This window comes from Klebsiella sp. GL120222-02, assembly GCF_003097195.1.
Taxonomy (GTDB): domain Bacteria; phylum Pseudomonadota; class Gammaproteobacteria; order Enterobacterales; family Enterobacteriaceae; genus Klebsiella; species Klebsiella variicola.
The window spans coordinates 115,049-136,930 of record NZ_QEQO01000009.1; the positions used below are offsets into that span (position 1 = coordinate 115,049).

At 59.2% G+C, this 21,882-nt stretch carries 22 protein-coding genes; 11 read left to right on the plus strand and 11 right to left on the minus strand.

The genetic code is table 11. From position 1 onward, the window contains the following. Positions 1–15: 15 nt before the first annotated feature. Entirely contained in the window at positions 16–147 is a 132-nt protein-coding gene (locus tag N438_RS28405; RefSeq protein ID WP_012543089.1) for a hypothetical protein, read from the minus strand. A gap of 103 nt (positions 148–250) precedes the next feature. Between N438_RS28405 and N438_RS23135 the strand changes: the two genes are divergently transcribed. The 10 genes from N438_RS23135 (at position 251) to N438_RS23180 (ending at position 9,019) form a co-directional block, all read left to right on the plus strand. Further along, positions 251–589, plus strand: coding sequence for a PRD domain-containing protein (locus tag N438_RS23135; RefSeq protein ID WP_008807140.1), 339 nt, complete (start codon positions 251–253; stop codon positions 587–589). A 10-nt stretch (positions 590–599) separates the two neighbouring features. Continuing rightward, positions 600–962, plus strand: a complete 363-nt coding sequence (locus tag N438_RS23140) for an SFCGS family glycine-rich protein (protein ID WP_004206501.1) — start codon at positions 600–602, stop codon at positions 960–962. Between the two features lie 2 nt (positions 963–964). Then, entirely contained in the window at positions 965–1,264 is a 300-nt protein-coding gene (locus tag N438_RS23145) for a DUF4312 family protein (RefSeq protein ID WP_004206503.1), read from the plus strand. A 21-nt stretch (positions 1,265–1,285) separates the two neighbouring features. Further along, positions 1,286–2,062 carry a DUF4311 domain-containing protein gene (locus tag N438_RS23150; protein ID WP_002886897.1) on the plus strand — a complete coding sequence of 259 codons (777 nt, stop codon included), beginning with the start codon at positions 1,286–1,288 and terminating at the stop codon, positions 2,060–2,062. A gap of 13 nt (positions 2,063–2,075) precedes the next feature. Continuing rightward, positions 2,076–2,720, plus strand: a complete 645-nt coding sequence (locus tag N438_RS23155) for a DUF4310 family protein (RefSeq protein WP_004152267.1) — start codon at positions 2,076–2,078, stop codon at positions 2,718–2,720. A 113-nt stretch (positions 2,721–2,833) separates the two neighbouring features. Beyond that, positions 2,834–3,967, plus strand: a complete 1,134-nt coding sequence (locus N438_RS23160; protein ID WP_012969089.1) for an amidohydrolase/deacetylase family metallohydrolase — start codon at positions 2,834–2,836, stop codon at positions 3,965–3,967. After that, a complete protein-coding gene (locus N438_RS23165) occupies positions 3,951–5,069 on the plus strand; it encodes a DgaE family pyridoxal phosphate-dependent ammonia lyase (protein WP_016160167.1) in 1,119 nt (372 codons plus the stop codon). Before N438_RS23160 ends, N438_RS23165 begins: the two co-directional genes overlap by 17 nt. Next, positions 5,066–5,806: a KDGP aldolase family protein gene (locus tag N438_RS23170; RefSeq protein WP_008807137.1), complete on the plus strand. Its 741-nt coding sequence runs from the start codon at positions 5,066–5,068 to the stop codon at positions 5,804–5,806. Before N438_RS23165 ends, N438_RS23170 begins: the two co-directional genes overlap by 4 nt. Positions 5,807–5,931: 125 nt before the next feature. Continuing rightward, complete coding sequence (locus N438_RS23175; protein WP_022065399.1) at positions 5,932–7,086, plus strand: lactonase family protein; 1,155 nt, start codon at positions 5,932–5,934, stop codon at positions 7,084–7,086. Between the two features lie 22 nt (positions 7,087–7,108). After that, positions 7,109–9,019, plus strand: a complete 1,911-nt coding sequence (locus N438_RS23180; protein WP_032731805.1) for a PRD domain-containing protein — start codon at positions 7,109–7,111, stop codon at positions 9,017–9,019. Positions 9,020–9,036: 17 nt separating this feature from the next. On the opposite strand, the gene nrdG is transcribed toward N438_RS23180, so the two are convergent. The 5 genes from nrdG to treR form a co-directional block, all read right to left on the minus strand. After that, positions 9,037–9,501 carry an anaerobic ribonucleoside-triphosphate reductase-activating protein gene (gene nrdG / locus N438_RS23185; RefSeq protein ID WP_012969085.1) on the minus strand — a complete coding sequence of 155 codons (465 nt, stop codon included), beginning with the start codon at positions 9,499–9,501 and terminating at the stop codon, positions 9,037–9,039. A gap of 249 nt (positions 9,502–9,750) precedes the next feature. Next, positions 9,751–11,889: an anaerobic ribonucleoside-triphosphate reductase gene (nrdD, locus tag N438_RS23190; protein WP_012543083.1), complete on the minus strand. Its 2,139-nt coding sequence runs from the start codon at positions 11,887–11,889 to the stop codon at positions 9,751–9,753. A gap of 385 nt (positions 11,890–12,274) precedes the next feature. Next, entirely contained in the window at positions 12,275–13,930 is a 1,656-nt protein-coding gene (gene treC, locus N438_RS23195; RefSeq protein WP_038422038.1) for an alpha,alpha-phosphotrehalase, read from the minus strand. 51 nt (positions 13,931–13,981) lie between these two features. Then, a complete protein-coding gene (gene treB, locus N438_RS23200; RefSeq protein WP_008807131.1) occupies positions 13,982–15,400 on the minus strand; it encodes a PTS trehalose transporter subunit IIBC in 1,419 nt (472 codons plus the stop codon). A gap of 130 nt (positions 15,401–15,530) precedes the next feature. Further along, entirely contained in the window at positions 15,531–16,478 is a 948-nt protein-coding gene (treR, locus tag N438_RS23205) for a trehalose operon repressor TreR (RefSeq protein WP_008807130.1), read from the minus strand. A gap of 378 nt (positions 16,479–16,856) precedes the next feature. On the opposite strand from treR, the gene mgtA reads away from it, so the two are divergent. Further along, positions 16,857–19,565 (plus strand): magnesium-translocating P-type ATPase, encoded by a 2,709-nt coding sequence (mgtA, locus tag N438_RS23215; RefSeq protein WP_016160170.1) that lies wholly within the window; start codon positions 16,857–16,859, stop codon positions 19,563–19,565. A gap of 72 nt (positions 19,566–19,637) precedes the next feature. Here the strand turns inward: mgtA and ridA are convergent, their stop codons facing one another. The 5 genes from ridA to N438_RS23240 form a co-directional block, all read right to left on the minus strand. After that, positions 19,638–20,024, minus strand: a complete 387-nt coding sequence (gene ridA, locus N438_RS23220) for a 2-iminobutanoate/2-iminopropanoate deaminase (protein WP_002886926.1) — start codon at positions 20,022–20,024, stop codon at positions 19,638–19,640. Positions 20,025–20,176: 152 nt separating this feature from the next. Beyond that, positions 20,177–20,638 carry an aspartate carbamoyltransferase regulatory subunit gene (pyrI, locus tag N438_RS23225; protein WP_020802742.1) on the minus strand — a complete coding sequence of 154 codons (462 nt, stop codon included), beginning with the start codon at positions 20,636–20,638 and terminating at the stop codon, positions 20,177–20,179. 13 nt (positions 20,639–20,651) lie between these two features. Next, positions 20,652–21,587, minus strand: coding sequence for an aspartate carbamoyltransferase (gene pyrB / locus N438_RS23230; protein ID WP_004206522.1), 936 nt, complete (start codon positions 21,585–21,587; stop codon positions 20,652–20,654). Positions 21,588–21,589: 2 nt separating this feature from the next. Continuing rightward, positions 21,590–21,649: a pyrBI operon leader peptide gene (locus N438_RS29185; RefSeq protein ID WP_227650304.1), complete on the minus strand. Its 60-nt coding sequence runs from the start codon at positions 21,647–21,649 to the stop codon at positions 21,590–21,592. After that, a complete protein-coding gene (locus N438_RS23240) occupies positions 21,624–21,728 on the minus strand; it encodes a pyrBI operon leader peptide (protein WP_012969080.1) in 105 nt (34 codons plus the stop codon). Before N438_RS23240 ends, N438_RS29185 begins: the two co-directional genes overlap by 26 nt. Positions 21,729–21,882: the final 154 nt, after the last annotated feature.

The window sequence follows — 21,882 nt, forward strand, 5'->3', positions numbered from 1 at the left end:
GAAAGCCTACCGATATCACATTTTTCCACTCTCTTTTTCCGGCCTTTCCGCTGCCGCGGGCGCCTTGTCCACGCTCATTGTTGTGATACATCTCACGTCATAGCCGTCGTTTTTGCCTTTTCCCTGTGAATATGTGGGGTCGATCACGCCTGCCGTCTCCCTTTCCACTTCGAAGTGGAAAACAACTCGCTACAAACTCCCATCCCCCGGCGCTACCTTGATTTCCAGAGACATCAGCGGGGTATCAGAAGTGAATAACGGAGCGGTAATACACGACGAAGGGGAGCAGGCAGCGCAGACTGAACGGCTGGCTGACAAGATGCTGCAGCAGGTTTACGCCTTGTTAAACCGTCACGGCATCGTCCCTAACGACGTTCAGGAGCAAATGCTGACTTCCCACGTGCGGGCCATGGCCCACCGGTCAATCAGTGGTGAACCGCTGCCGGAAGTGGATGCCAGCCTGTTCGAAGAGATTTCACCAGATTCAATGACGCTGGCCCGCGAAGTGGTCGCGCAGTTCGGCAACCTGCCCGATGAAGAGGCCTGGCTGCTGTCCGTCCATTTCGAAGTCGCAAAAGAAAACCTGTAAGGAGCAAAACATGGAACAAATCACCGTAGTCATTGGCGACCGTCTGGGTAAAGGCCAAAAAGTCGCTGCAGGCGCTGAGAAAGCGGGCGCACGTGCTGTGGTCGTCCCTGGCGTTGCTGCCGATATGAAGCTTGGCGACATGATGAAAGCGGAAAACGCTACCTTCGGCATCTCCTTCTGCGGCAGCGGCGGCGCCGGGGCCATCACCGCCCAGACCAAATACGGCTACAAAGCGAAATATGGCATGCGTTCGGTGGAAGAGGGCGTCACTGCCATCAACGAAGGGTGCAACGTGCTGGGCTTCGGCTTTATGGATAAAGAAGAGCTGGGCGAGCGCCTGGTAGAAGCCTGGAAAAAGAAATACGGCGCATAAGTATGAAAGAGCAATTCACCACCACGGTGAGGGTTGCCGGCAAAGGCGAAAGCAAATCACGGGCCTTCGCCGATGCCCTGAACCATGTGCAGGCTGCGGTGATGAAAACCTCATCGCACATTCTGCTGCGTATTGAGCCACAGGACGTGACGGTTGTTCATGCGCGCGAAGCGGTACGAAAAGAGGCCTTCCTGTTCTTCTTTTTGCGCCGTGAACGACGGACCTACAGCGTGGAGCTGGACGTCACCGTCAACGTGACCGCCATCGATCTCGATAAAGTGGATTTCGTCACGCAAACCTGATTGTTAGCAAAGGGTCTGACTATGTTCCTGATAATTTTAATAAAATCGCTCATCATCGGCGGCCTGGTCGGCGTCGGCGTGGGCGCCGGAGCGGCACGCATGTTTCACGCCCCTACCACCCAGGGGATGGGGGCGTTTCGAACCCTGGGCGAGCTGAATTCCTGCGAAGGCGATCCGGCTTCCCACTTCTCCTTTGGCCTCGGTTTCTTCTTTAACGCCTGGGCCTCTTCCGTGGCAGCAGGCTCCTTCACCCAGGATGTTGACCACCGCATTATCCCCAACTGGGGCGCGGCGGCGCTAATGCTGAAAAATCGTAACGTCGGCGAAACGCTGCACGATCCGAAAAAAATGGCCATCTCCTGCGGCATCATCGGCATGATTGTCGTCGCCTTCCTCAACCTCACCGCCTCGTCCGTACCGGAAGCGCTGCAGGTGACCGCGGTTAAGGTCCTGGTGCCGGCGGCAAACCTGCTGGTGAACACCGTGATGCCGGTGATCTTCTGGCTGGCGGCTATCGATGCCGGTAAGAAATCAGGCTTCTGGGCGACGATTTTCGGCGGCGCCGCGCAGCTGATTATGGGTAACGCCGTACCGGGTCTGGTGCTGGGGATCCTGATCGGTAAAGGCGTCGAAGAGAGCGGCTGGAACCGGGTGACTAAAGTGATGATGGTGGCCATCGTCGCGCTGTTTGTCCTCAGCGGCTTCTTCCGCGGCTTCGACATGAAGATGATCGAATCCTTCCATCTGACCGTGCCGAACTGGCTGGACATGATCCACAACTCACTCAGCGGCAAGTAACGGGAGCCTGATAATGGAACAGAATAAAGGTTTTTGGTATGCCGACTGGTCGTTCCCGATCTTTGTTGGCCTGCTCTCCTCCGGCGTCTTCGCCGGGACGCACATGTACTACCTGTACGGCATCGGCGCCTTTAACGAAGTGGCCTTCGTGGCCATGCTGAAGTCGGGGATTGATACCGGCGTTTACGGCGCGGTGGCGGCGTTTGGCGCCAGCTTCCTGTTCGCCCGCATCATCGAAGGGTCGCTGGTGGGGATCCTCGATATCGGCGGAGCGATACAGACCGGTATCGGTCTTGGCGTACCGGCGCTGCTGCTCGGCGCGGGCTTTGTCTTCCCGGTGGCGAACTTCGCCGCCTCGCTGGTCACCGGCCTGGTCCTTGGTCTGGCAGTGGGTTACATCATCATTCTGGCGCGTAAGTTCACCATTAACCAGAGCGATTCCACTTACGGCGCCGACGTGATGATGGGGGCCGGTAATGCCTCCGGCCGCTTCCTCGGTCCCTTGATTATCCTCAGCGCGATGACCGCCTCGATTCCTATCGGGATTGGCTCGCTGGTTGGCGCACTGCTGTTCTACATCTGGCAGAAACCGATCACCGGCGGCGCCATCCTCGGCGCGATGATCCTCGGCTCCATCTTCCCGGTGGCGATTAGCTAATCGCCCGATGGCGCTGCGCTTATCGGGCCTACACGTCAGCGCGATTGGTAGGCCGGATAAGGCGGTACGCCGCCATCCGGCAACAGATTCACCCTTTTCATCAGGAGATAGCTATGTTTGATTTACTCCTGCGCCGTGCGCGCCTCGTCGACGATACCCTGACTGATATCGCCATCCAGGACGGGAAAATCGCGGCGCTGGGCGAGATTAGCGCGCCCTCCCGCAACACCCTCGATCTGCACGGCAACAGCTACGTCAGCGCCGGCTGGATTGACTCCCACGTTCACTGCTACCCGAATTCGCCGATTTATCACGATGAGCCGGACAGCGTCGGCATCGCCACCGGCGTCACCACCGTGATTGATGCCGGCAGCACCGGCGCCGACGACGTCGATGACTTCTATCAACTGACCCGTAACGCGGCGACGGAAGTTTATGCGTTGCTCAATATCTCGCGCGTCGGGCTGATTGCGCAGAATGAACTGGCGAATATGGCCAATATCGACGCCGCTGCGGTGAAGCAGGCGGTGCAGCGTCATCCTGATTTTATCGTCGGCCTGAAGGCGCGGATGAGCAGCAGCGTCGTCGGCGAAAACGGCATTACGCCGCTGGCGCGCGCCAAGGCCATTCAGCAGGAAAACGGCGATCTGCCGCTGATGGTGCACATCGGCAATAACCCGCCGAACCTCGATGAAATCGCCGATCTGCTGAGCCGCGGCGACATCATTACCCACTGCTATAACGGCAAGCCGAACCGCATTCTGAATCCCGCCGGCGAACTGCGTAGCTCGATTACTCGCGCTCTGCAGCGCGGCGTGCGCCTCGACGTTGGGCACGGCACCGCCAGCTTCAGCTTTGAAGTGGCGCGGCGGGCGATTGCGCTGGGCATTCTGCCGCACACCATCAGCTCCGATATTTACTGCCGTAACCGTATCGATGGCCCGGTGCGCTCGCTGGCGCTGGTGATGTCGAAATTCCTCGCCATCGGCATGACCCTGCCGCAGGTCATTGCCTGCGTGACCGTCAGCGCCGCCGAGGGGCTGCGCCTGTCGCGTAAAGGGCGGCTGGAAGTGGGCTTCGACGCCGATTTAACGCTATTTCGCCTGGAGCACCGGCCCACGCTGCTGGTGGATGCCGAAAAAGAGAGCCTCCAGGCTGACAACATTCTGGTGCCGCTGGCCGCGATCCGCGCGGGCAAAGGCTATCTGACCGAACAAGGGAGCGCGGAACATGCCTTCGATTTTTGAGAAATACCATTTAAAACAGGTGATTAATACTTCGGGCCGCATGACGGCGCTGGGCGTTTCCACGCCGCGCCCGGAAGTGGTGGAAGCCGCGATGGCCGGTATGAACCAGTACTTTGAAATGAAAGACCTGGTGAATAAAACCGGCGAGTACATTGCCAGGTTGCTGGACGTGGAAGGGGCGACCGTTGTCTCCTGCGCGTCGGCGGGGATTGCCCAGTCGGTGGCGGCGGTGCTGGTGAAAGACAGCGACTGGCTGCTGGAGAACCTGCACGTTACGCCGATTGAGAATAACGAAATCGTGTTGCCGAAGGGCCACAACGTCAACTTCGGCGCGCCGGTTGGCACCATGGTGGCGCTGGGCGGCGGTAAGCTGGTGGAAGCGGGCTACGCCAACGAATGTTCCGCCCAACAGCTGGCGGCGGCAATCACCCCGCGCACCGCGGCGATCCTGTACATCAAATCCCACCACTGCGTACAGAAAAGCATGCTCAACGTCGCGCAGGCTGCGGAAGTGGCGCGCCAGCATGGCTTGCCGCTGATTGTCGATGCGGCGGCGGAAGAAGATCTGCAGTGCTACTACCGCATGGGCGCCGACCTGGTGATCTACAGCGGCGCAAAAGCCATTGAAGGGCCGACCAGCGGGCTGGTGATCGGCAAAACGCAGTACGTCGAGTGGGTTAAACGCCAGTCGATGGGGATTGGCCGGGCGATGAAAGTGGGTAAAGAGGGCATTCTTGGCCTGACCTGCGCCATTGAACACTACCTGACGGCGAGCAAAGAGAGCGGCGAGCAGATGGTGGCGAAGATGACGCCGTTTATCGAACAGCTCAACACGCTTAACGGCGTGACCGCCCGGGTGGTGTGGGATAGCGCGGGTCGCGATATCGCCCGCGCCGAAATCAAATTCAACGAAGCGGTGACCGGCGTGAAGACCGGCGATCTGGTTAACGCGCTGAAGCAGGGCGAATACGCCATCTACTTCCGCGGCTATAAAGCGAATGAAGGCATTATCGAAGCCGATGTCCGCAGCGTGAACGCGCAGCAGCTGGCGGTGGTTGCTCGCCGCATCGCGGAAGTGCTGAACAAGGAGAAACAAGCATGAAACTGACCCCAAACTTTTACCGTGATCGCGTGTGCCTGAACGTCCTGGCGGGCAGCAAAGACAACGCCCGCGAAATTTACGACGCGGCGGAAGGTCATGTCCTGGTCGGCGTGCTCTCCAAAAACTATCCGGATGTCGCCAGCGCGGTGGCCGATATGCGTGACTACGCGAAGCTTATTGATAACGCGCTCTCCGTCGGGCTGGGCGCAGGCGATCCAAACCAGTCGGCGATGGTGAGCGAGATTTCTCGCCAGGTGCAGCCGCAGCACGTCAACCAGGTCTTCACCGGCGTGGCTACCAGCCGCGCGCTGCTCGGGCAGAATGAGACCGTGGTGAATGGCCTGGTCTCGCCGACCGGTACGCCGGGAATGGTGAAGATCTCCACCGGCCCGCTGAGCAGCGGCGCGGCGGATGGCATTGTGCCGCTGGAAACCGCCATCGCGCTGCTGAAAGACATGGGCGGCAGCTCCATCAAATACTTCCCGATGGGCGGCCTGAAGCACCGCGCCGAATTCGAAGCCGTCGCCAAAGCCTGCGCTGCGCACGATTTCTGGCTGGAACCGACCGGCGGTATCGATCTGGACAACTACAGCGAGATCCTGAAAATCGCTCTCGATGCCGGGGTGAGCAAAATCATCCCGCATATCTACAGCTCGATTATCGATAAAGCCAGCGGCAACACCCGCCCGGCCGATGTGCGCCAGCTGCTGGAGATGACTAAACAGTTAGTGAAGTAGTGCTATTGCCGCTCATCCTAACTTTCTCCCGGAGGGAGAGGGAACCATCTGGTTTTCTCCCTCTCCCTTTGGGAGAGGGCCGGGGTGAGAGGCAACTTATCCCACCGAACCATCAAGGAGTTGCTATGCCTGTCGCTCGTCATCTGCTTGTCGCTTCACTGTCCCTGTTTGCCGCCGCCGCGGGCGCCGCGCAAACCCACTATGCCTGGGTAGGTACCTATAATCCCAATGGCGAAGGTCTGTACCGCTTTACCGTCGATGCCAACACCGGCGCGCTGCGTGACAGGGCGCTGGTGAGCGCGTTGCCAAACGTCGCGCAGCTGACCGTGTCGCGCGATGGCAAAACGCTGTATGCCGCCAGTGAAGTCGAAAAAGGCGTCGTGCAGGCGTGGCGCATTGAGAAGAATGGCGAGCTGACCGCGCTCAGCCAGGTTGCCTCCGGCGGCGCCGGGCCGGTGTATCTCTCCCTGACGCCGGATGGTAAACATCTGCTGGTGGCCAACTACGTCAGCGGCAGTATCGCCGTGCTACCGGTGAAAGAAGATGGTAGCCTGGGCGAGGCAGTGGACAAGCATCAGGATGAAGGCCCGGCAGGCGCCGAACGCCCGGCGGCGGCCGTCGAGGGCAGCTTCGCCATCAGCGATCACAATGGCCCGCACGCCCATATGATCGCCGCCGATCCCAGCGGGAAATTTGTTTATTCCACCGATCTGGGGCTGGATCGGATCTATCAGTACCGGCTGGATAGCGCCAGCGGCAAGCTGACGCCGAACGATCCGCCGTTCATCGCCGCTTCGTCGCCGGGCGCCGGCCCACGCCACTTCGTCTTTACGCCAAAGGGCGACGGCCTGTGGCTGATCAACGAAGAAGCGTCGACGCTGACTTTCTATCATCTGGATAAGCAAAGCGGCTTGCTGCGCGAAGGCAAAACCGTCTCCGCGCTGCCGAAAGAGTATAAGGGCACCAGCTTTGCCGCCGGTCTGGCGCTGAGCAACGATGGTAAGCAGCTGTATGTCGCCAACCGCCTGCATAACAGCATCGCCCACTTTACGGTGCAGGCCGACGGCCGCCTGAGCCACCAGGAGGATATCTGGACGCGTGGGGATTACCCCCGTACGCTGACCCTGGATAATCAGGGGCAGTGGCTGTACGTCATGAACCAGCGTAGCGATAATATTACCCGCTTCAGCGTGGCGCCGAAGGATGGCAAATTAACCTTTGCCTCCGACTACACGCCGGTTGGTAGCCCATCGCAGATGGTGATATCCGCCCAACCCTGAGCCGTAACCACAAGGAACTGACATGCGATTTCCCAACCAACGCTTAGCGCAACTCTTCACCCTGCTGCGGAATGAAACGCTGCCGCAGGATGAGCTGGCGCAGCGGCTGTCGGTTTCCACCCGTACTGTGCGCGCCGATATTACCGCCCTGAATGCGCTACTGGCGCAGTATGGCGCGCAGTTTATCCTCAACCGCGGCAGCGGTTATCAACTGAAAATTGATAACCCGGCGAGCTTTCAGGCGCTGGAGGAGACGGCGCCGAAGACGCAGCACGTGCCGCGAACCGCCCAGGATCGCATCACGTTTCTGCTGGTGCGCTTCCTGACGTCGGCGTTCTCCATCAAGCTGGAAGATCTGGCGGATGAGTGGTTCGTCAGCCGCGCGACGCTGCAAAATGATATGGTCGAGGTGCGTGAGCGCTTCCAGCGCTATCAGCTCACCCTTGAAACCCGCCCGCGCCACGGCATGAAGCTGTTTGGTAGCGAGGTGTCGATTCGCGCCTGCCTGACCGATCTGCTGTGGGAGCTGGCCCAACAGGGCGGTATCAATCCGTTGATCGGCGCCGAGGCGCTGGAGGCGGAAGTGCCTGCGCTGCTGGAGCCGATGCTGCAGGAGACGCTCACCCGGCACCATATTCGCCTCACTGATGTCGGTGAGCGCTTTATCTGCCTGTACGGCGCAGTGGTGGTGCGCCGCGTCAGCGAAGGCTATCCGCTGGCCGATTTCAGCGCCGAAGATGTGGCGCAAAACGTCCGCGACGCCGCGCGCGATTTGGCGGGAGAGCTACAGCGGCTGGCCGGAAAGCCCTTCTCGCCCGCCGAAGAAGAGTGGCTGTGCGTGCATCTCGCCGCCCGTCAGGTGCAGGACGTCGACCCGGAAACCATCAGCGCGGACGATGACGAAGCGCTGGTGAATTACATTCTGCGCTACATCAACAGCCAGTATAACTACAACCTGCTGGACGACGCCCAGCTGCACGCCGATCTGCTGACCCACATTAAGACCATGATCACCCGCGTGCGCTACCAGATCATGATCCCCAATCCGCTGCTGGATAACATCAAACAGCACTACCCGATGGCCTGGGATATGACCCTGGCCGCGGTCTCCAGCTGGGGGAAATATACTCCGTACACCATCAGCGAAAACGAAATCGGCTTTCTGGTGCTGCATATCGGCGTCGGGCTGGAACGCCACTACAACATTGGCTACCAGCGTCAACCGCAGGTGCTACTGGTCTGCGATACCAGCAATGCGATGGTACGGATGATCGAAGCGATCTTGCAGCGCAAATATCCGCAGCTGGAGATCGCCGCCACGATTTCCCAGCGCGAGTATGAACAGCGGGATGCGATCGAGGCGGATTTTGTTATCTCCACGGTGCGCATCAGCGAAAAAGACAAACCGGTGGTGACCATCGCGCCGTTTCCCACCGACTATCAGCTGGATCAGATTGGCAAGCTGGTGCTGGTGGACCGTACCCGTCCGTGGATGCTGAATAAGTACTTCGATGCCGCCCACTTCCGGGTGGTCGATAAGCCGATGGATCAGCAAACGCTGTTCGCCGAGCTGTGCCAGCAGCTGCTGGAGGAAGGCTTTGTTGACGCCGAGTTTCATGCTTCGGTGGTGGAGCGTGAGGCGATTGTCAGCACCATGCTCGGCGATGGCATTGCGCTGCCGCACTCCCTGGGACTGCTGGCCAAAAAGACGGTGGTTTATACGGTTATCGCCCCGCAGGGCATCGCCTGGGGCGACGAAACCGCCCATATCATTTTCCTGCTCGCCATCAGTAAGCGCGAGTACGAAGAGGCGATGGCGATCTACGATATTTTCGTGACTTTCCTGCGCGAGCGCGCCATGAGCCGCCTTGCCACGACCCGCAGCTTCAATGAGTTTAAAACGGTGGCGATGGAGTGCGTCAGCCGGTTTTGAGAGGCTGACGGAGGGGATTAACGCAAATGATGTACCACCTGGTTGCTGCTGCCGCGCCAGATCAGCGCCGGGTCTTTTAAATCCTGCACAAACTTACCGTCGACCAGCACGTTGATCAGGTTCACTACCTGCATCTGCGCCTCATTCAGCTCATCCAGTTTATAGCCGGTCCAGACCCAGATATCTTTGCCGGGGCATTCGGCGCGCACGCGCTGAACCAGCTTGAGGATCTCCGCGACGTTCTGCGGATGCAGCGGATCGCCGCCGGAGAGTGAAATCCCCTGGCGCTTGATGCGGGTATCGTTGAGGTCGGCAATGATGCGGTCGGCCATCTCAGCGGTAAACGGCATACCGGAGTTCACCCGCCAGGTGCTCTTGTTGTAGCAGCCGGGGCACTCGTGGACGCAGCCGGAGACAAACAGGGTGCAGCGGGTGCCGGGGCCGTTGACGATATCTACCGGGTAGTACTGATGGTAATTCATTTTTCGCTTCTCAATTAACGCCATAGCCGCGTTGGCTGCGCTCGCTCACCCCAGTCACGTACTGAATGTACGCTCCCGGGAATTCCCTCGTTTGCCGCCTTGCTCTGACGCTAATTGCTTTGCGAAAACGGAGGAATGCGGCCATTTCCCGGGTCGCGGCGTTCCGCCTTACCCGGGCTACCGGACGGTGCAAAACAGTAGCCCGGATAAGGCGCTGCGCGCCGCTCTCCGGGAAAAGCGCATAGCTCTTTAACCGATCTGCCCATTGGCCAGGTGCTTAACGCGGCGCTTCACTTCTTCCTGCTTGCCGGCGTTGAACGGACGCGCGTCCGGACTGCCGAGATAACCGCATACCCGACGAGTAACCGACACGCGAGCGGCATCGTGGTTACCACATTTCGGGCAGGTAAAGCCCTTGCTGGTGCACTCGAACTCGCCGGTAAAACCACACTCGTAGCATTCATCGATCGGCGTGTTGGTGCCGTAGTACGGCACGTGCTCATAGCTGTAATCCCACACGTCTTCCAGCGCCTTCAGGTTGTGCTGGATATTCGGGTACTCGCCGTAGCAAATGAAGCCGCCGTTGGCCAGCGGCGGGTACGGCGCTTCGAAATCGATCTTGTCGTACGGGTTGACCTTCTTCTCGACGTCAAGGTGGAAGCTGTTGGTGTAGTAGCCTTTATCGGTCACGCCCTCCACTATGCCAAACTCGGCGGTGTCGAGACGGCAGAAGCGGTCGCACAGGTTTTCGCTCGGCGTGCTGTACAGACTAAAGCCGTAGCCGGTTTCTTCCTTCCACACATCGACGGCGTCGCGCAGGCGCTGGACGATGGCCACACCTTTCTCACGCAGCGCCTCGCTGTCGTACATATGCTGATTACCGTACAGCGCATTGATGGTCTCATGGATACCGATGTAACCCAGTGAAATGGACGCGCGGCCGTTTTTGAAAATCTCGGAGACGTCATCGTCGGCTTTCAGCCGCACGCCGCAGGCCCCTTCCATATACAGGATCGGCGCCACGCGGGCCTTCACCCCTTCCAGACGGGCAATACGGGTCATCAGCGCTTTGCGCGCCAGCTGCAGGCGCTCGTCCAGCAGCGCCCAGAAGGCGGCTTCGTCGCCTTTCGCTTCCAGGGCGATACGCGGCAGGTTGAGGCTAATCACGCCGAGATTGTTGCGCCCGTCATGCACCTGCTCACCGTTCTCGTTTTCCCACACCCCGAGGAAGCTGCGGCAGCCCATCGGCGTTTTAAACGACCCGGTCACTTTCACCACCTGATCGTAGTTGAGGATATCCGGGTACATGCGCTTGCTGGCGCACTCCAGCGCCAGTTGCTTGATGTCGTAGTTCGGATCGCCGAACTTATGGTTCAGACCGTCGCGAATGGCGAAGACCAGTTTCGGGAATACCGCGGTTTTGCGATTTTTACCGAGGCCAGCGATGCGGTTGCGCAGAATCGACTGCTGGATCAGGCGCGACTCCCAGCTAGTGCCGAGGCCAAAACCAAAGGTGACAAACGGCGTCTGACCGTTGGCGGTATGCAGCGTGTTGACTTCATACTCCAGCGACTGGAAGGCGTCGTAGCACTCTTTTTCGGTACGGGCGCGGGCATAGCCTTCGGCGTCCGGGATCTGCCACTCTTCGGCGATTTTACGATGCTTTTTGAAGCTTTCGGTGACGAACGGCGCCAGCACTTCATCGATACGGTTGATGGTGGTGCCGCCATAAATATGGCTGGCGACCTGGGCGATGATCTGCGCCGTCACCGCGGTGGCGGTAGAGATAGACTTCGGCGGCTCGATCTCCGCGTTGCCCATCTTAAAGCCCTGAGTCAGCATCCCTTTCAGATCGATCAGCATGCAGTTGAACATCGGGAAGAAGGGCGAGTAATCGAGGTCGTGATAGTGGATCATGCCGCGCTCGTGGGCCATCACCACATCGTGGGGCAGCAGGTGCTGCCGCGCATAGTGCTTGGCGACGATACCGGCCAGCAGGTCCCGCTGGGTCGGGATGACTTTGCTATCCTTGTTGGCATTTTCGTTGAGCAGCGCGGAGTTGGTCTGCTCGACGAGGCCGCGGATCTCCTGATTGAGGCGGCCGCGCTTCTCGCGCTGGCTATCGCGGTCATGGCGATACTCAATGTAGGCGCGCGCCAGCTGCTTATAGGGGCCGGACATCAGCTGGTTTTCTACCGCAGTCTGAATCTCGTTGATGTCGACCTGGGCGCGGCCCTGCATTTGTTGGCTAACGACTTCTGCGACGGTGGCGCAATAGTCTGCGTCATCGACTCCCGCTGCTTTAGCTGCACGTAGAATTGCTTCCTGAATGCGCTCTGATTTGAACGGCACTTTACAGCCATCACGTTTCATCACATGCGGTGTCATGATCACTCCATATATAGAACAGGTTATCCACAGAGGCGGAGGTTATCCCGAAGGCGCTGCACGCTACGGCTCGTGCTGTTTGCCTTCAGATCCGGCCCGTTTTATCCACATCTCATCACCGCCAGACATCGACAAGATATGGTGACATAATAGACGATTAATACAACATGTAGGGCCGGGACGCATTTTAAGTTCTATATGTAGTGATTTGCATCAAAGATGTTTGCGATTTTATTGACCCAGAACAAGGTAAAAAGGTGAGAGTACGGATGATGGGCGCTGGCGATAAATGTAAATTTATCTGGCTGGAAAATAAGCAAAAATGCCTGGCATCCACCTCCGATGCCAGGCATTACGCTCCGGTTTCTGTCGGGCAAGAAGTACCTTACGCCTGCAGCCACCATACGGCTTCGAACGGCCGCAGCGTCAGACCGGTCGGGCGGGGCGTGGTTTCGGCATAGTTGCTGATGATCATCTTCCAGTCGCCCTGGGCTTCCTCTGGCTGCCAGGTCTGCAGGTCGCGGCTCAGGTTGGCGGCCACCACCAGCGTTTGCCCCTGCCACTGACGGCGATAGCACCACAGCGATGGATGTTCCGGCAGGAGATCCTGGTAATCGCCCCAGGTCAGCAGTGGCAGGGTTTTGCGCAGCATAATCAGCTGCTGATAGGCATAAAACACCGAATCGGGGTCCGCCAGCGCCGCCTCAACGTTGATCTCCCGGTAGTTATCGCCAAGGCCGATCCACGGCTCACCGTCGCTGAAGCCGCCGTTCTCCCCGGCGTGCCATGGCATCGGCGTGCGGCTGTTGTCGCGCGACTTACTGGCGAGGATTGCCAGCAGTTCGTCCGGGCTTTGCCCCTGCGCTGCGCGCTCGATAAACATATTGTGACTTTCGACGTCACGGTAATCGCTGATGCTGCTGAAGTGCGGATTGGTCATGCCGATCTCTTCGCCCTGGTAGATATAGGGCGTGCCCTGCATGCCGTGCAGCACCATCGCCAGCATCTTCGCCGCCGGCACCCGGTACTCGCCTTCGTCGCCAAAGCGCGACACGATGCGCGGCTGATCGTGGTTACACCAGAACAGCGCGTTCCACGCCCGATTGTGCATCCCCTGCTGCCAGTGACGGAACAGCGCTTTCAGCGCCACATAGTCCGGGCGGGCGAGGGTCCATTTTTCACCGCCGGGATAATCGACCTTTAAATGGTGGAAGTTAAAGGTCATCGACAGCTCGCGGCCGTCCAGCGCGGCGTACTGCTGGCAGTGCTCCAGCGAGGTGGAGGACATCTCGCCGACGGTCATCAGGTTACGGGGAGTAAAGACATCGCGGCTCATCTCCTGCAGGAATTCATGCACCCGCGGGCCGTCAGTGTAGAAGCGGCGGCCATCACCCTCCGCATCGCAGGGGAAGGTCTGGTCTTTCGAGATCAGGTTGACGACGTCGAGGCGCAGACCGTCGACGCCGCGGTCGGCCCAGAATTCGCAGACCTTTTTCAGCTCAGCGCGTACCGCCGGGTTCTCCCAGTTGAGATCCGCCTGTTCAATGGCGAACAGGTGCAGATAATACTGCCCGCTGTCGGCGTGCCACTGCCAGGCGTTGCCGCCAAATTTGGAGCGCCAGTTGTTCGGCAGCGCGTCCGGTTCGCCGTCGCGCCAGATATAGAACTGCCGGTAGGGACTCTCCTTATTCAGCGACTGACGGAACCATTCATGCTCGGTCGAGGTATGGTTCAGTACCATATCCAGCACGATGCGGATACCACGGGCCTTCGCCTCCGCCACCAGGGCGTCAAAGTCGGCCATCGTGCCGTAGGAGGGATCGATAGCGGTGTAGTTCGCCACATCGTAGCCGTTATCCACCTGCGGTGAGACATAGAACGGCGTCAGCCAGATGGCGTCGACCCCAAGCTTCTGCAGATAGTCGAGGCGGGAAGTGACGCCGCGCAGATCGCCGGTACCGCTGCCGGTGGTATCCTGAAAACTCTTCGGATAGATTTGATAAATAACGCCGTTTTGCCACCAGTGGGGAAGATGATTCATAGTGCTTTCCTGCTGCAACGAGGGGCGCCAAAGGCGCCCCGAAAGAAGAAGTTAGACAATCTGCAAGGTGCCCTGACGGTACTTGCGCTGATACACCACGGTGGTCAGGATAATCGGCACCACCACCGCGATAGCCATCGCCATGGCGTACACCTGCCAGTAGGTTGGCTGGATGGAGAGGATGCCCGGCAGGCCGCCGACGCCGATGCCGTTCGCCAGCACGCCGTTCAGGCCGCACAGCAGGCCGGCAAGACCGGAGCCGATCATCGCGCACAGCATCGGGAAGCGGTACTTCAGGTTGATACCGTACATCGCCGGTTCGGTAACCCCGAGGTAAGCAGAGATTGCCGCCGGCACCGAGATTTCGCGTTCATTCTGTTTACGGCTGGCGATGATGATGCCGACCACCGCCGACGCCTGGGCAATGTTCGACAGCGCAATCAGCGGCCACACCGGGGTGCCGCCCATGCTCTGGATCATCTGCATATCGATAGCGAGGGTGGTCTGGTGGACACCGGTAATCACCAGCGGCGCGTAGAGGAAGCCGAACAGCGCGGCGCCGATTGGCGCGAAGCTGCCGGTTAACAGATGGCGTACCGCGAAGGCCACGCCGTCGCCGATCAGGCGGCCGAACGGACCGATAATGGCGTGCGCGAGGAACACCGCGAGGATCAGCGAGCAGACCGGGACAATGACCAGGTAGAGGTAGTCAGGCACGATGCGCTTGAGGCGCGTCTCGATAAAGCCGAGCGTCAGGCCCGCCAGCAGGGCCGGGATCACCTGCGCCTGGTAGCCGACTTTGGCAATCGTAAACAGGCCGAAGTTCCACACCTCCGGCACCTGCTGGCCGAGGAGATAGGCGTTCATCAGCTGCGGGGAAACCAGGGTGACGCCAAGAACGATCCCGAGGATCGGCGTGCCGCCCATCTTCTTCACCGCTGACCAGCAGATCCCCACCGGCAGATAGAAGAAGATCGCCTCGCCAATCAGCCACAGGAAGTCATAGATGGTTTTCAGCGACGGGTGCATCTGAGCCAGCGTCTGGCCGTTGCTCATGGGTAAGTCGCCGATGACGTTACGGAAACCCAGGATCAGACCGCCACTGATTAGCGCCGGCAGCAGCGGGAAGAAGATCTCGGCAAAGTGCGAGATCAACTGCTCATGCCACTTCATATTTTGCCGCGCGGCCTGCTTGACCTGCTCTTTATCGGCGGAGGTCTGGCCGGTGGTAGCCAGCAGGGCCTTGTAGTAATCGCCCACCTCGGTGCCGATGACCACCTGGAACTGACCGGCGTTAGTGAAGCATCCCTTCACCATGCGCAGCTGTTCAATCTCTTTTGGTTTGGCGATGGCCGGGTCGTTCAGCACAAAGCGCAAACGGGTAATACAGTGGCTGACGGTGGCGATGTTGCCGCGCCCGCCCACCAGTTCGATCAGTTTATCGATGTCCTGCTGGTTTACTTTGCTCATGATGAAGCCTCAAAAACAGAGGGGAGAGATGCCGTTTTTACCTTGAGGGCATCCTAACCGTTTCGTTTGCTTTGCAAAATGGGAACGTTCCCGAAACCCGGCGACGATCACATAAATCGTCCGAACGAGATTAATTCAGGGCGGCGGGAATCACGATCTGGCGGGGTTCGACGCTGCCGGCGATCTGCTCGATCAACTGCCGGGCGGCCCGGCGTCCGGACTCGGCATAGCCGGGATCGACGGTCAAGATTTCCGGGTGGAGAAACTTCATTAGCGGCGTGCTACCGACGCTGGCGAGCTGCAGCGCAGCGCGGCCCTGCTGCTGGAGGTACTTGCTGGCGCCGAGGGCGAGGGTATCCGTCGCGCAGACCAGGGCGCTGGTTTCGGCCGTCAGCACGCTGGCGACGGTGTCATACCCCTGCTTCATGCCCAAGCCCGGCAGAGCGGCGGTGGGCGTCAGGCGATGCTTTTTACAGAAAGCGAGGTAGGCGAGATGGCGGCGCTCGCCGGTGGTGACGTCGCTGTGCGGGACGCCAAGAAAACTGATGTGGCGATGTCCGCGATCGTAGAGCCGCTGCATCAGCAGCGTGATGGCGCCTTCGTCGTCATAGCACACCGAGGCGAAACCGGGGGCGTCGCGGGCCATCAGCACCAGCGTATCGCGCCAGGGGGCGAGCATCGCCTCATCAATGCCGGTAAATCCGAACAGCACTACGCCGTCAATATTACGCCGGGCGAGCATGCCGAGATGCTCTTCCACCAGTCCCGGGGAGAACTGACTCTCCATCATAATCGGATCGTAACCCTGTTCATAAAAGGCGGGCAGCATGGTCTGCACGGCAAGGTTTTCCGACAGGGAATCCAGACGGGTGACGATAATCGCCACCACTTTATCGCTCTGGCCGCGCATGGCGCGGGCGGAGCGGGAGGGTGAGAAACCGTGCTGCTGCATCACCGCTTCGACGCGCTCGCGGGTCCGTTCGCTGACCCCGCTCTCGTTGTTAAGGACGCGGGATACCGTCGATTTTCCTACGCCGCTTAAACGCGCGATATCTTTGATGGTCAGCCGGTTCTGCATGCGGAATTCTCGTCAGGGATGGTAGAAGTGAGCCTAATGCTACTCAACCAAACCGCAATGAGCAAAGTCTGGTTTACGTTCGGTTTAGTTGCGCGGGCTTATCATCGCCATAAATGCCACACATGTCTCAACGAGCGCGCTATAATCCGCGCCGTTTATATTCACTTACCGGAGAATTTATGGACCCCGATCCCACTCCTCATCCTCGATGGAGCAACCTTTCTTTCCGGTAAGCCTGTTTAACACTGCTTTACCGGAAAGCGTAAAGCAGTGACGTCCTTGATGTCCCTGCCATAAAAATTACATGCCTGACAGGTAGGCTTTGCTACGCCTGTTGGCAACGCTGCGTTCGCTCGCGCGAGCGCGGAGGGACTGTTTATGTTGAAAAATTATACCCGGCAGCTGTTCGCGCAGCTTAGCCGCCATCTGCCACGCCGTTTGGTCCAGCGCGATCCGCTGCCTGATGCCCGTAACCTGACCAGCGTGCCGATCCCGGACTCGCTCGGCAAGCGCTGCCTGGACGTTGCGGCGATGGATGACCAGGAGATCTGGCGTGCCTTTGACAGCCACCCTGAAGGGCTCAATGAAGGCGAAGTGGCGGCAAAGATCCTCAAACATGGTGACAATCAGATCCCGGCGCAGAAGCCCTCGCCGTGGTGGGTGCATCTGTGGACCTGCTATCGCAACCCGTTCAACCTGCTGCTGACGGTGCTCGGCATCGTCTCCTATTCCACCGAAGATCTGTTCGCCGCGGGCGTTATCGCGCTGATGGTCGGCATCTCGACGCTGCTTAACTTCATCCAGGAAGCGCGCTCGACCAAAGCGGCGGATGCGCTAAAGGCGATGGTCAGCAATACCGCCACGGTGCTGCGGGTGGTGAACGAGCAGGGGGAGAGCCGCTGGCTTGAACTGCCTATCGACCAACTGGTGCCAGGAGATATCGTCAAGCTGTCGGCGGGAGATATGATCCCGGCGGACCTGCGCATTATTCAGGCGCGCGATCTGTTTGTCGCTCAGGCCTCGCTGACCGGCGAATCGCTGCCGGTAGAGAAAGTCGCGCGCAGCCGCGACCCGCTGCAGCAGAACCCGCTGGAATGCGACACCCTGTGCTTTATGGGGACCAACGTGGTGAGCGGCTCGGCGCAGGCTATCGTCTACGCCACCGGCGGCAACACCTGGTTTGGCCAGCTGGCCGGGCGCGTCAGCGAGCAGGAAAGCGAGCCGAACGCCTTCCAGAAAGGCATCAGCCGGGTCAGCATGCTGCTGATCCGCTTTATGCTGGTGATGGCCCCGGTGGTGCTATTGATTAATGGCTACACCAAAGGCGACTGGTGGGAAGCGGCGCTGTTTGCACTGTCGGTGGCGGTCGGCTTGACGCCGGAGATGCTGCCGATGATCGTCACCTCGACGCTGGCGCGCGGGGCGGTGAAGCTGTCGAAACAAAAAGTGATCGTCAAACACCTCGACGCCATTCAGAACTTTGGCGCGATGGATATTCTCTGCACCGATAAAACCGGCACCCTGACTCAGGACAAGATCGTGCTGGAGAACCACACCGATGTCTCCGGTAAGTCCAGCGAGAGAGTGCTGCATACCGCCTGGCTCAACAGCCATTACCAGACCGGGCTGAAAAACCTGCTCGATACCGCGGTGCTGGAAGGCGTGGAACTGGATGCCGCCCGCGGCCTCGCGGAGCGCTGGCAGAAGGTGGATGAGATCCCGTTCGACTTCGAACGCCGCCGCATGTCGGTGGTGGTAAAAGAGCAGGGCGACGCGCATCAGCTGATCTGTAAAGGGGCGCTGCAGGAGATCCTTAACGTCTCGACCCAGGTGCGCTACAACGGCGAAATCGTACCGCTGGACGACACCATGCTGCGCCGCATCCGTCGGGTCACCGATACTCTGAACCGTCAGGGACTGCGGGTGGTGGCGGTAGCAACCAAATACCTGCCGGCGCGCGAGGGCGATTACCAGCGCGCCGATGAATCCGATCTGATCCTCGAAGGCTACATCGCCTTCCTCGATCCGCCTAAAGAGACCACCGCCCCGGCGCTGAAGGCGCTGAAGGCCAGCGGTATCACGGTGAAAATCCTCACCGGCGATAGCGAACTGGTGGCGGCGAAGGTGTGCCATGAAGTGGGGCTGGATGCGGGCGAAGTGGTGATTGGCAGCCAGATTGAAGCCATGAGCGACGACGAGCTGGCGGCGCTGGCGAAGCGCACTACTTTGTTTGCGCGTCTGGCGCCGCTGCATAAAGAGCGTATCGTGACGCTGCTGAAACGCGAAGGTCACGTGGTGGGCTTTATGGGCGATGGCATCAACGACGCCCCGGCGTTACGCGCGGCGGATATTGGCATCTCGGTTGATGGCGCGGTGGATATCGCCCGCGAGGCGGCGGATATCATTCTGCTGGAAAAAAGCCTGATGGTGCTGGAGGAGGGGGTGATCGAAGGCCGCCGCACCTTCGCCAACATGCTCAAGTACATCAAAATGACCGCCAGCTCCAACTTCGGTAACGTCTTTAGCGTGCTGGTGGCCAGCGCCTTCCTGCCGTTTCTGCCGATGCTGCCGCTGCACCTGTTGATTCAGAACCTGCTGTACGATGTCTCCCAGGTGGCGATCCCGTTCGATAACGTCGATGATGAGCAGATCCGTAAACCGCAGCGCTGGAACCCGGCCGATCTCGGGCGCTTTATGGTCTTCTTTGGACCGATCAGCTCGATTTTCGATATCCTCACCTTCGGCCTGATGTGGTGGGTGTTCCACGCCAATACCGTGGAGATGCAGACTCTGTTCCAGTCCGGCTGGTTTATTGAAGGGCTGCTGTCGCAGACGCTGATTGTGCACATGATCCGCACCCGGCGCATTCCGTTCGTTCAGAGCCGCGCCGCGTGGCCGCTGTTCGCCATGACTCTGGTGGTGATGGCCGTGGGCATTGCCCTGCCGTTCTCGCCGCTGGCGGGCTACCTGCAGCTGCAGGCGCTGCCGCTCAGCTACTTCCCGTGGCTGGTGGTGATCCTGGCGGGCTATATGGTGCTGACCCAGACCGTTAAAGGTTTCTACAGCCGTCGCTACGGCTGGCAGTGAAGGGCGCATTTTCGGATGAGCCACGTAAAAAAGGCAGCCACTGGCTGCCCTTTTTACTGCCAACCAAAGCGATCAGCGACGTACGGCGATGGCTTCGATCTCGATCTTCACGTCTTTCGGCAGACGAGCGACTTCCACGCAGGAGCGCGCCGGGAAGGTGGCATTGTGCTCGGTGAAAAACGCTTCGTAGGTGGCGTTAACGGTAGCGAAATCGTTGAGATCTTTGACGAATACGGTGGTCTTGACGATGTCGCCAACGGTGAGGCCAGCGGCTTCAACGATCGCTTTCACGTTGTTCAGCGACTGGCGCGCCTGCGCGGACACGTCTTCCGGGACGCTGCCGGTTTTCGGGTCGACCGGGATCTGGCCAGAGGTGATGATCATGCTGCCCAGATCAACGCCCTGAACGTATGGGCCAATCGCTGCTGGTGCATTTTCCGTCGCAATAGTTTTGCTCATGTTATCTCCAGATGAACTGAGTAATGTTACGCAAAATCATTCAGGTTGCCGCCAGAGGGTAAGCGCTGTGCCGCCGGCGCAGACGCCGCCTGAAGGACGAAGCGTAGGGTGGTAGCCATTATAGGGAGGCCTACCACCAATACCAACCGCATTTAGTTGGCCAGCACCACATAATGAGAAAACTCTTTTTCACAGTATTTGCATTTGAGTGCGATGTCATCAGCGCGTTTTTTCACTGCAAAACTGGAAGAAACCGGTTCGGCGTGGCTAATACAGTTGCTGTTCGGGCAGACCAGCACGCTGTCAATGTGATCCGGCAGGCTTGGGCGGGATTTGCCCACCACTTCGTAATCATCAATGCGGTTTACCGTCGCCTGCGGGGCGTACAGCGACAGCTGGTTAACCTGCTCGTCGGTCAGGAAGGTGTTCTCGATTTTAATCAAATCCTTGCGGCCCATCTCGCCGGAGGGCAGGTTCAGGCCGATGGTGATGCGCTGGTCGGTTTCGGTCAGTTTGAACAGGGTGAGCAGCTTAAAGCCGACCTGCGCCGGGATATGGTCGATCACGGTGCCGCGTTTAATGGCTTCTACTTGCAGTTTATTGTCGTGTGTCATCTCTCATTCCCCCTTACAGTGCCAGCTCGCTATTCAGTACCAGTGCCAGTAACGCCTGGCGGGCGAAGATGCCGTTACCGGCCTGCTGGAAGTACCAGGCGTGCGGTGTTTTATCGACATCGGTGGTGATTTCGTCAATGCGCGGCAGCGGGTGCAGCACCTTCATGTTGGCGCGCGCCCCTTCGAGGTCGGCGGCGCGCAGGACGAACTGCGCTTTCACGTTGGCGTATTCCGACGGATCCAGACGCTCTTTCTGCACGCGGGTCATGTACAGAATATCCACTTCCGCCATCACGTCGTCGATGGCGCTATGCAGGCTCCAGGCGATACCTTTTTCATCCAGCATATCGAGGATGTACTGCGGCATGGCCAGCGCGTCCGGGGCGATAAAGTAGAAGCGGTTGCCGCTGAATTTGGCCAGCGCCTGGGTCAGGGAGTGGACGGTACGGCCATACTTCAGATCGCCGACCATCGCCACGTTGAGGTTTTCGAGGCGGCCCTGGGTCTCCTGAATGGTGAACAGGTCGAGCAGGGTTTGGGTCGGGTGCTGGTTAGCGCCGTCGCCAGCGTTCAGTACCGGCACGCCGCCGGAGAATTCGGTCGCCAGGCGCGCGGCGCCCTCCTGCGGATGACGCATCACGATGGCGTCAACGTAGGTGCTGATAACGGAGATGGTATCCGCCAGGGTTTCCCCTTTTTTGCCCAGCGAGGTATTGGCGCTGTCAGAAAAGCCGACCACGCTGGCGCCCAGGCGGTGCATCGAGGTTTCAAAAGAGAGACGGGTACGGGTGGAGGCTTCAAAGAAACAGCTGGCGATAACCTTATGCTTCAGCAGCTCGGGTTGCGGATTGGCTTTCAGCTTTGCCGCCGTCGCCAGCACCAGTTCGAGGTCTTCGCGGCTGAGATCGTTTATGGAAATGATATGTTTTTGATATAGCGGGTTAGCCATGCTTATCTCCTGACGCCTGGGCAAAAAAAAAGCCCCTTAAATAAGGGGCTTCGGGAATCCAATGAGCAACGGAAAGAAAAACGCCAGGCCAGCGTCTGCGTTCAGACGCGCTAAGACAGAATGTCGTACGCAATTGGCCATGCTTCCTCCCGGCAAAACGACTGGCATTATACGCAGACCGTTATGACGATCAAGCGATTCATTCACAAACAGGTAATCGTTTGCCTGCAGAAAAGTGCGCCAGCGCAAAGAACGGTGAAACTGTACTGGTATGGCAGTGGCGATGGGGGTATAA

What these genes read in the sequence shown, in the direction of transcription:
- N438_RS23145 (WP_004206503.1), top strand. Translation starts at nt 965, where the DNA reads ATGAAAGAGCAATTCACCACCACGGTGAGGGTTGCCGGCAAAGGCGAA.
- N438_RS23155 (WP_004152267.1), top strand. Translation starts at nt 2,076, where the DNA reads ATGGAACAGAATAAAGGTTTTTGGTATGCCGACTGGTCGTTCCCGATC.
- N438_RS23160 (WP_012969089.1), top strand. Translation starts at nt 2,834, where the DNA reads ATGTTTGATTTACTCCTGCGCCGTGCGCGCCTCGTCGACGATACCCTG.
- N438_RS23180 (WP_032731805.1), top strand. Translation starts at nt 7,109, where the DNA reads ATGCGATTTCCCAACCAACGCTTAGCGCAACTCTTCACCCTGCTGCGG.
- N438_RS23170 (WP_008807137.1), top strand. Translation starts at nt 5,066, where the DNA reads ATGAAACTGACCCCAAACTTTTACCGTGATCGCGTGTGCCTGAACGTC.
- N438_RS23240 (WP_012969080.1), bottom strand. Translation starts at nt 21,728, where the DNA reads ATGGCCAATTGCGTACGACATTCTGTCTTAGCGCGTCTGAACGCAGAC.
- nrdG (WP_012969085.1), bottom strand. Translation starts at nt 9,501, where the DNA reads ATGAATTACCATCAGTACTACCCGGTAGATATCGTCAACGGCCCCGGC.
- N438_RS23150 (WP_002886897.1), top strand. Translation starts at nt 1,286, where the DNA reads ATGTTCCTGATAATTTTAATAAAATCGCTCATCATCGGCGGCCTGGTC.
- nrdD (WP_012543083.1), bottom strand. Translation starts at nt 11,889, where the DNA reads ATGACACCGCATGTGATGAAACGTGATGGCTGTAAAGTGCCGTTCAAA.
- N438_RS23140 (WP_004206501.1), top strand. Translation starts at nt 600, where the DNA reads ATGGAACAAATCACCGTAGTCATTGGCGACCGTCTGGGTAAAGGCCAA.
- pyrB (WP_004206522.1), bottom strand. Translation starts at nt 21,587, where the DNA reads ATGGCTAACCCGCTATATCAAAAACATATCATTTCCATAAACGATCTC.
- treC (WP_038422038.1), bottom strand. Translation starts at nt 13,930, where the DNA reads ATGAATCATCTTCCCCACTGGTGGCAAAACGGCGTTATTTATCAAATC.
- pyrI (WP_020802742.1), bottom strand. Translation starts at nt 20,638, where the DNA reads ATGACACACGACAATAAACTGCAAGTAGAAGCCATTAAACGCGGCACC.
- treR (WP_008807130.1), bottom strand. Translation starts at nt 16,478, where the DNA reads ATGCAGAACCGGCTGACCATCAAAGATATCGCGCGTTTAAGCGGCGTA.
- N438_RS23175 (WP_022065399.1), top strand. Translation starts at nt 5,932, where the DNA reads ATGCCTGTCGCTCGTCATCTGCTTGTCGCTTCACTGTCCCTGTTTGCC.
- treB (WP_008807131.1), bottom strand. Translation starts at nt 15,400, where the DNA reads ATGAGCAAAGTAAACCAGCAGGACATCGATAAACTGATCGAACTGGTG.
- ridA (WP_002886926.1), bottom strand. Translation starts at nt 20,024, where the DNA reads ATGAGCAAAACTATTGCGACGGAAAATGCACCAGCAGCGATTGGCCCA.
- mgtA (WP_016160170.1), top strand. Translation starts at nt 16,857, where the DNA reads ATGTTGAAAAATTATACCCGGCAGCTGTTCGCGCAGCTTAGCCGCCAT.
- N438_RS23165 (WP_016160167.1), top strand. Translation starts at nt 3,951, where the DNA reads ATGCCTTCGATTTTTGAGAAATACCATTTAAAACAGGTGATTAATACT.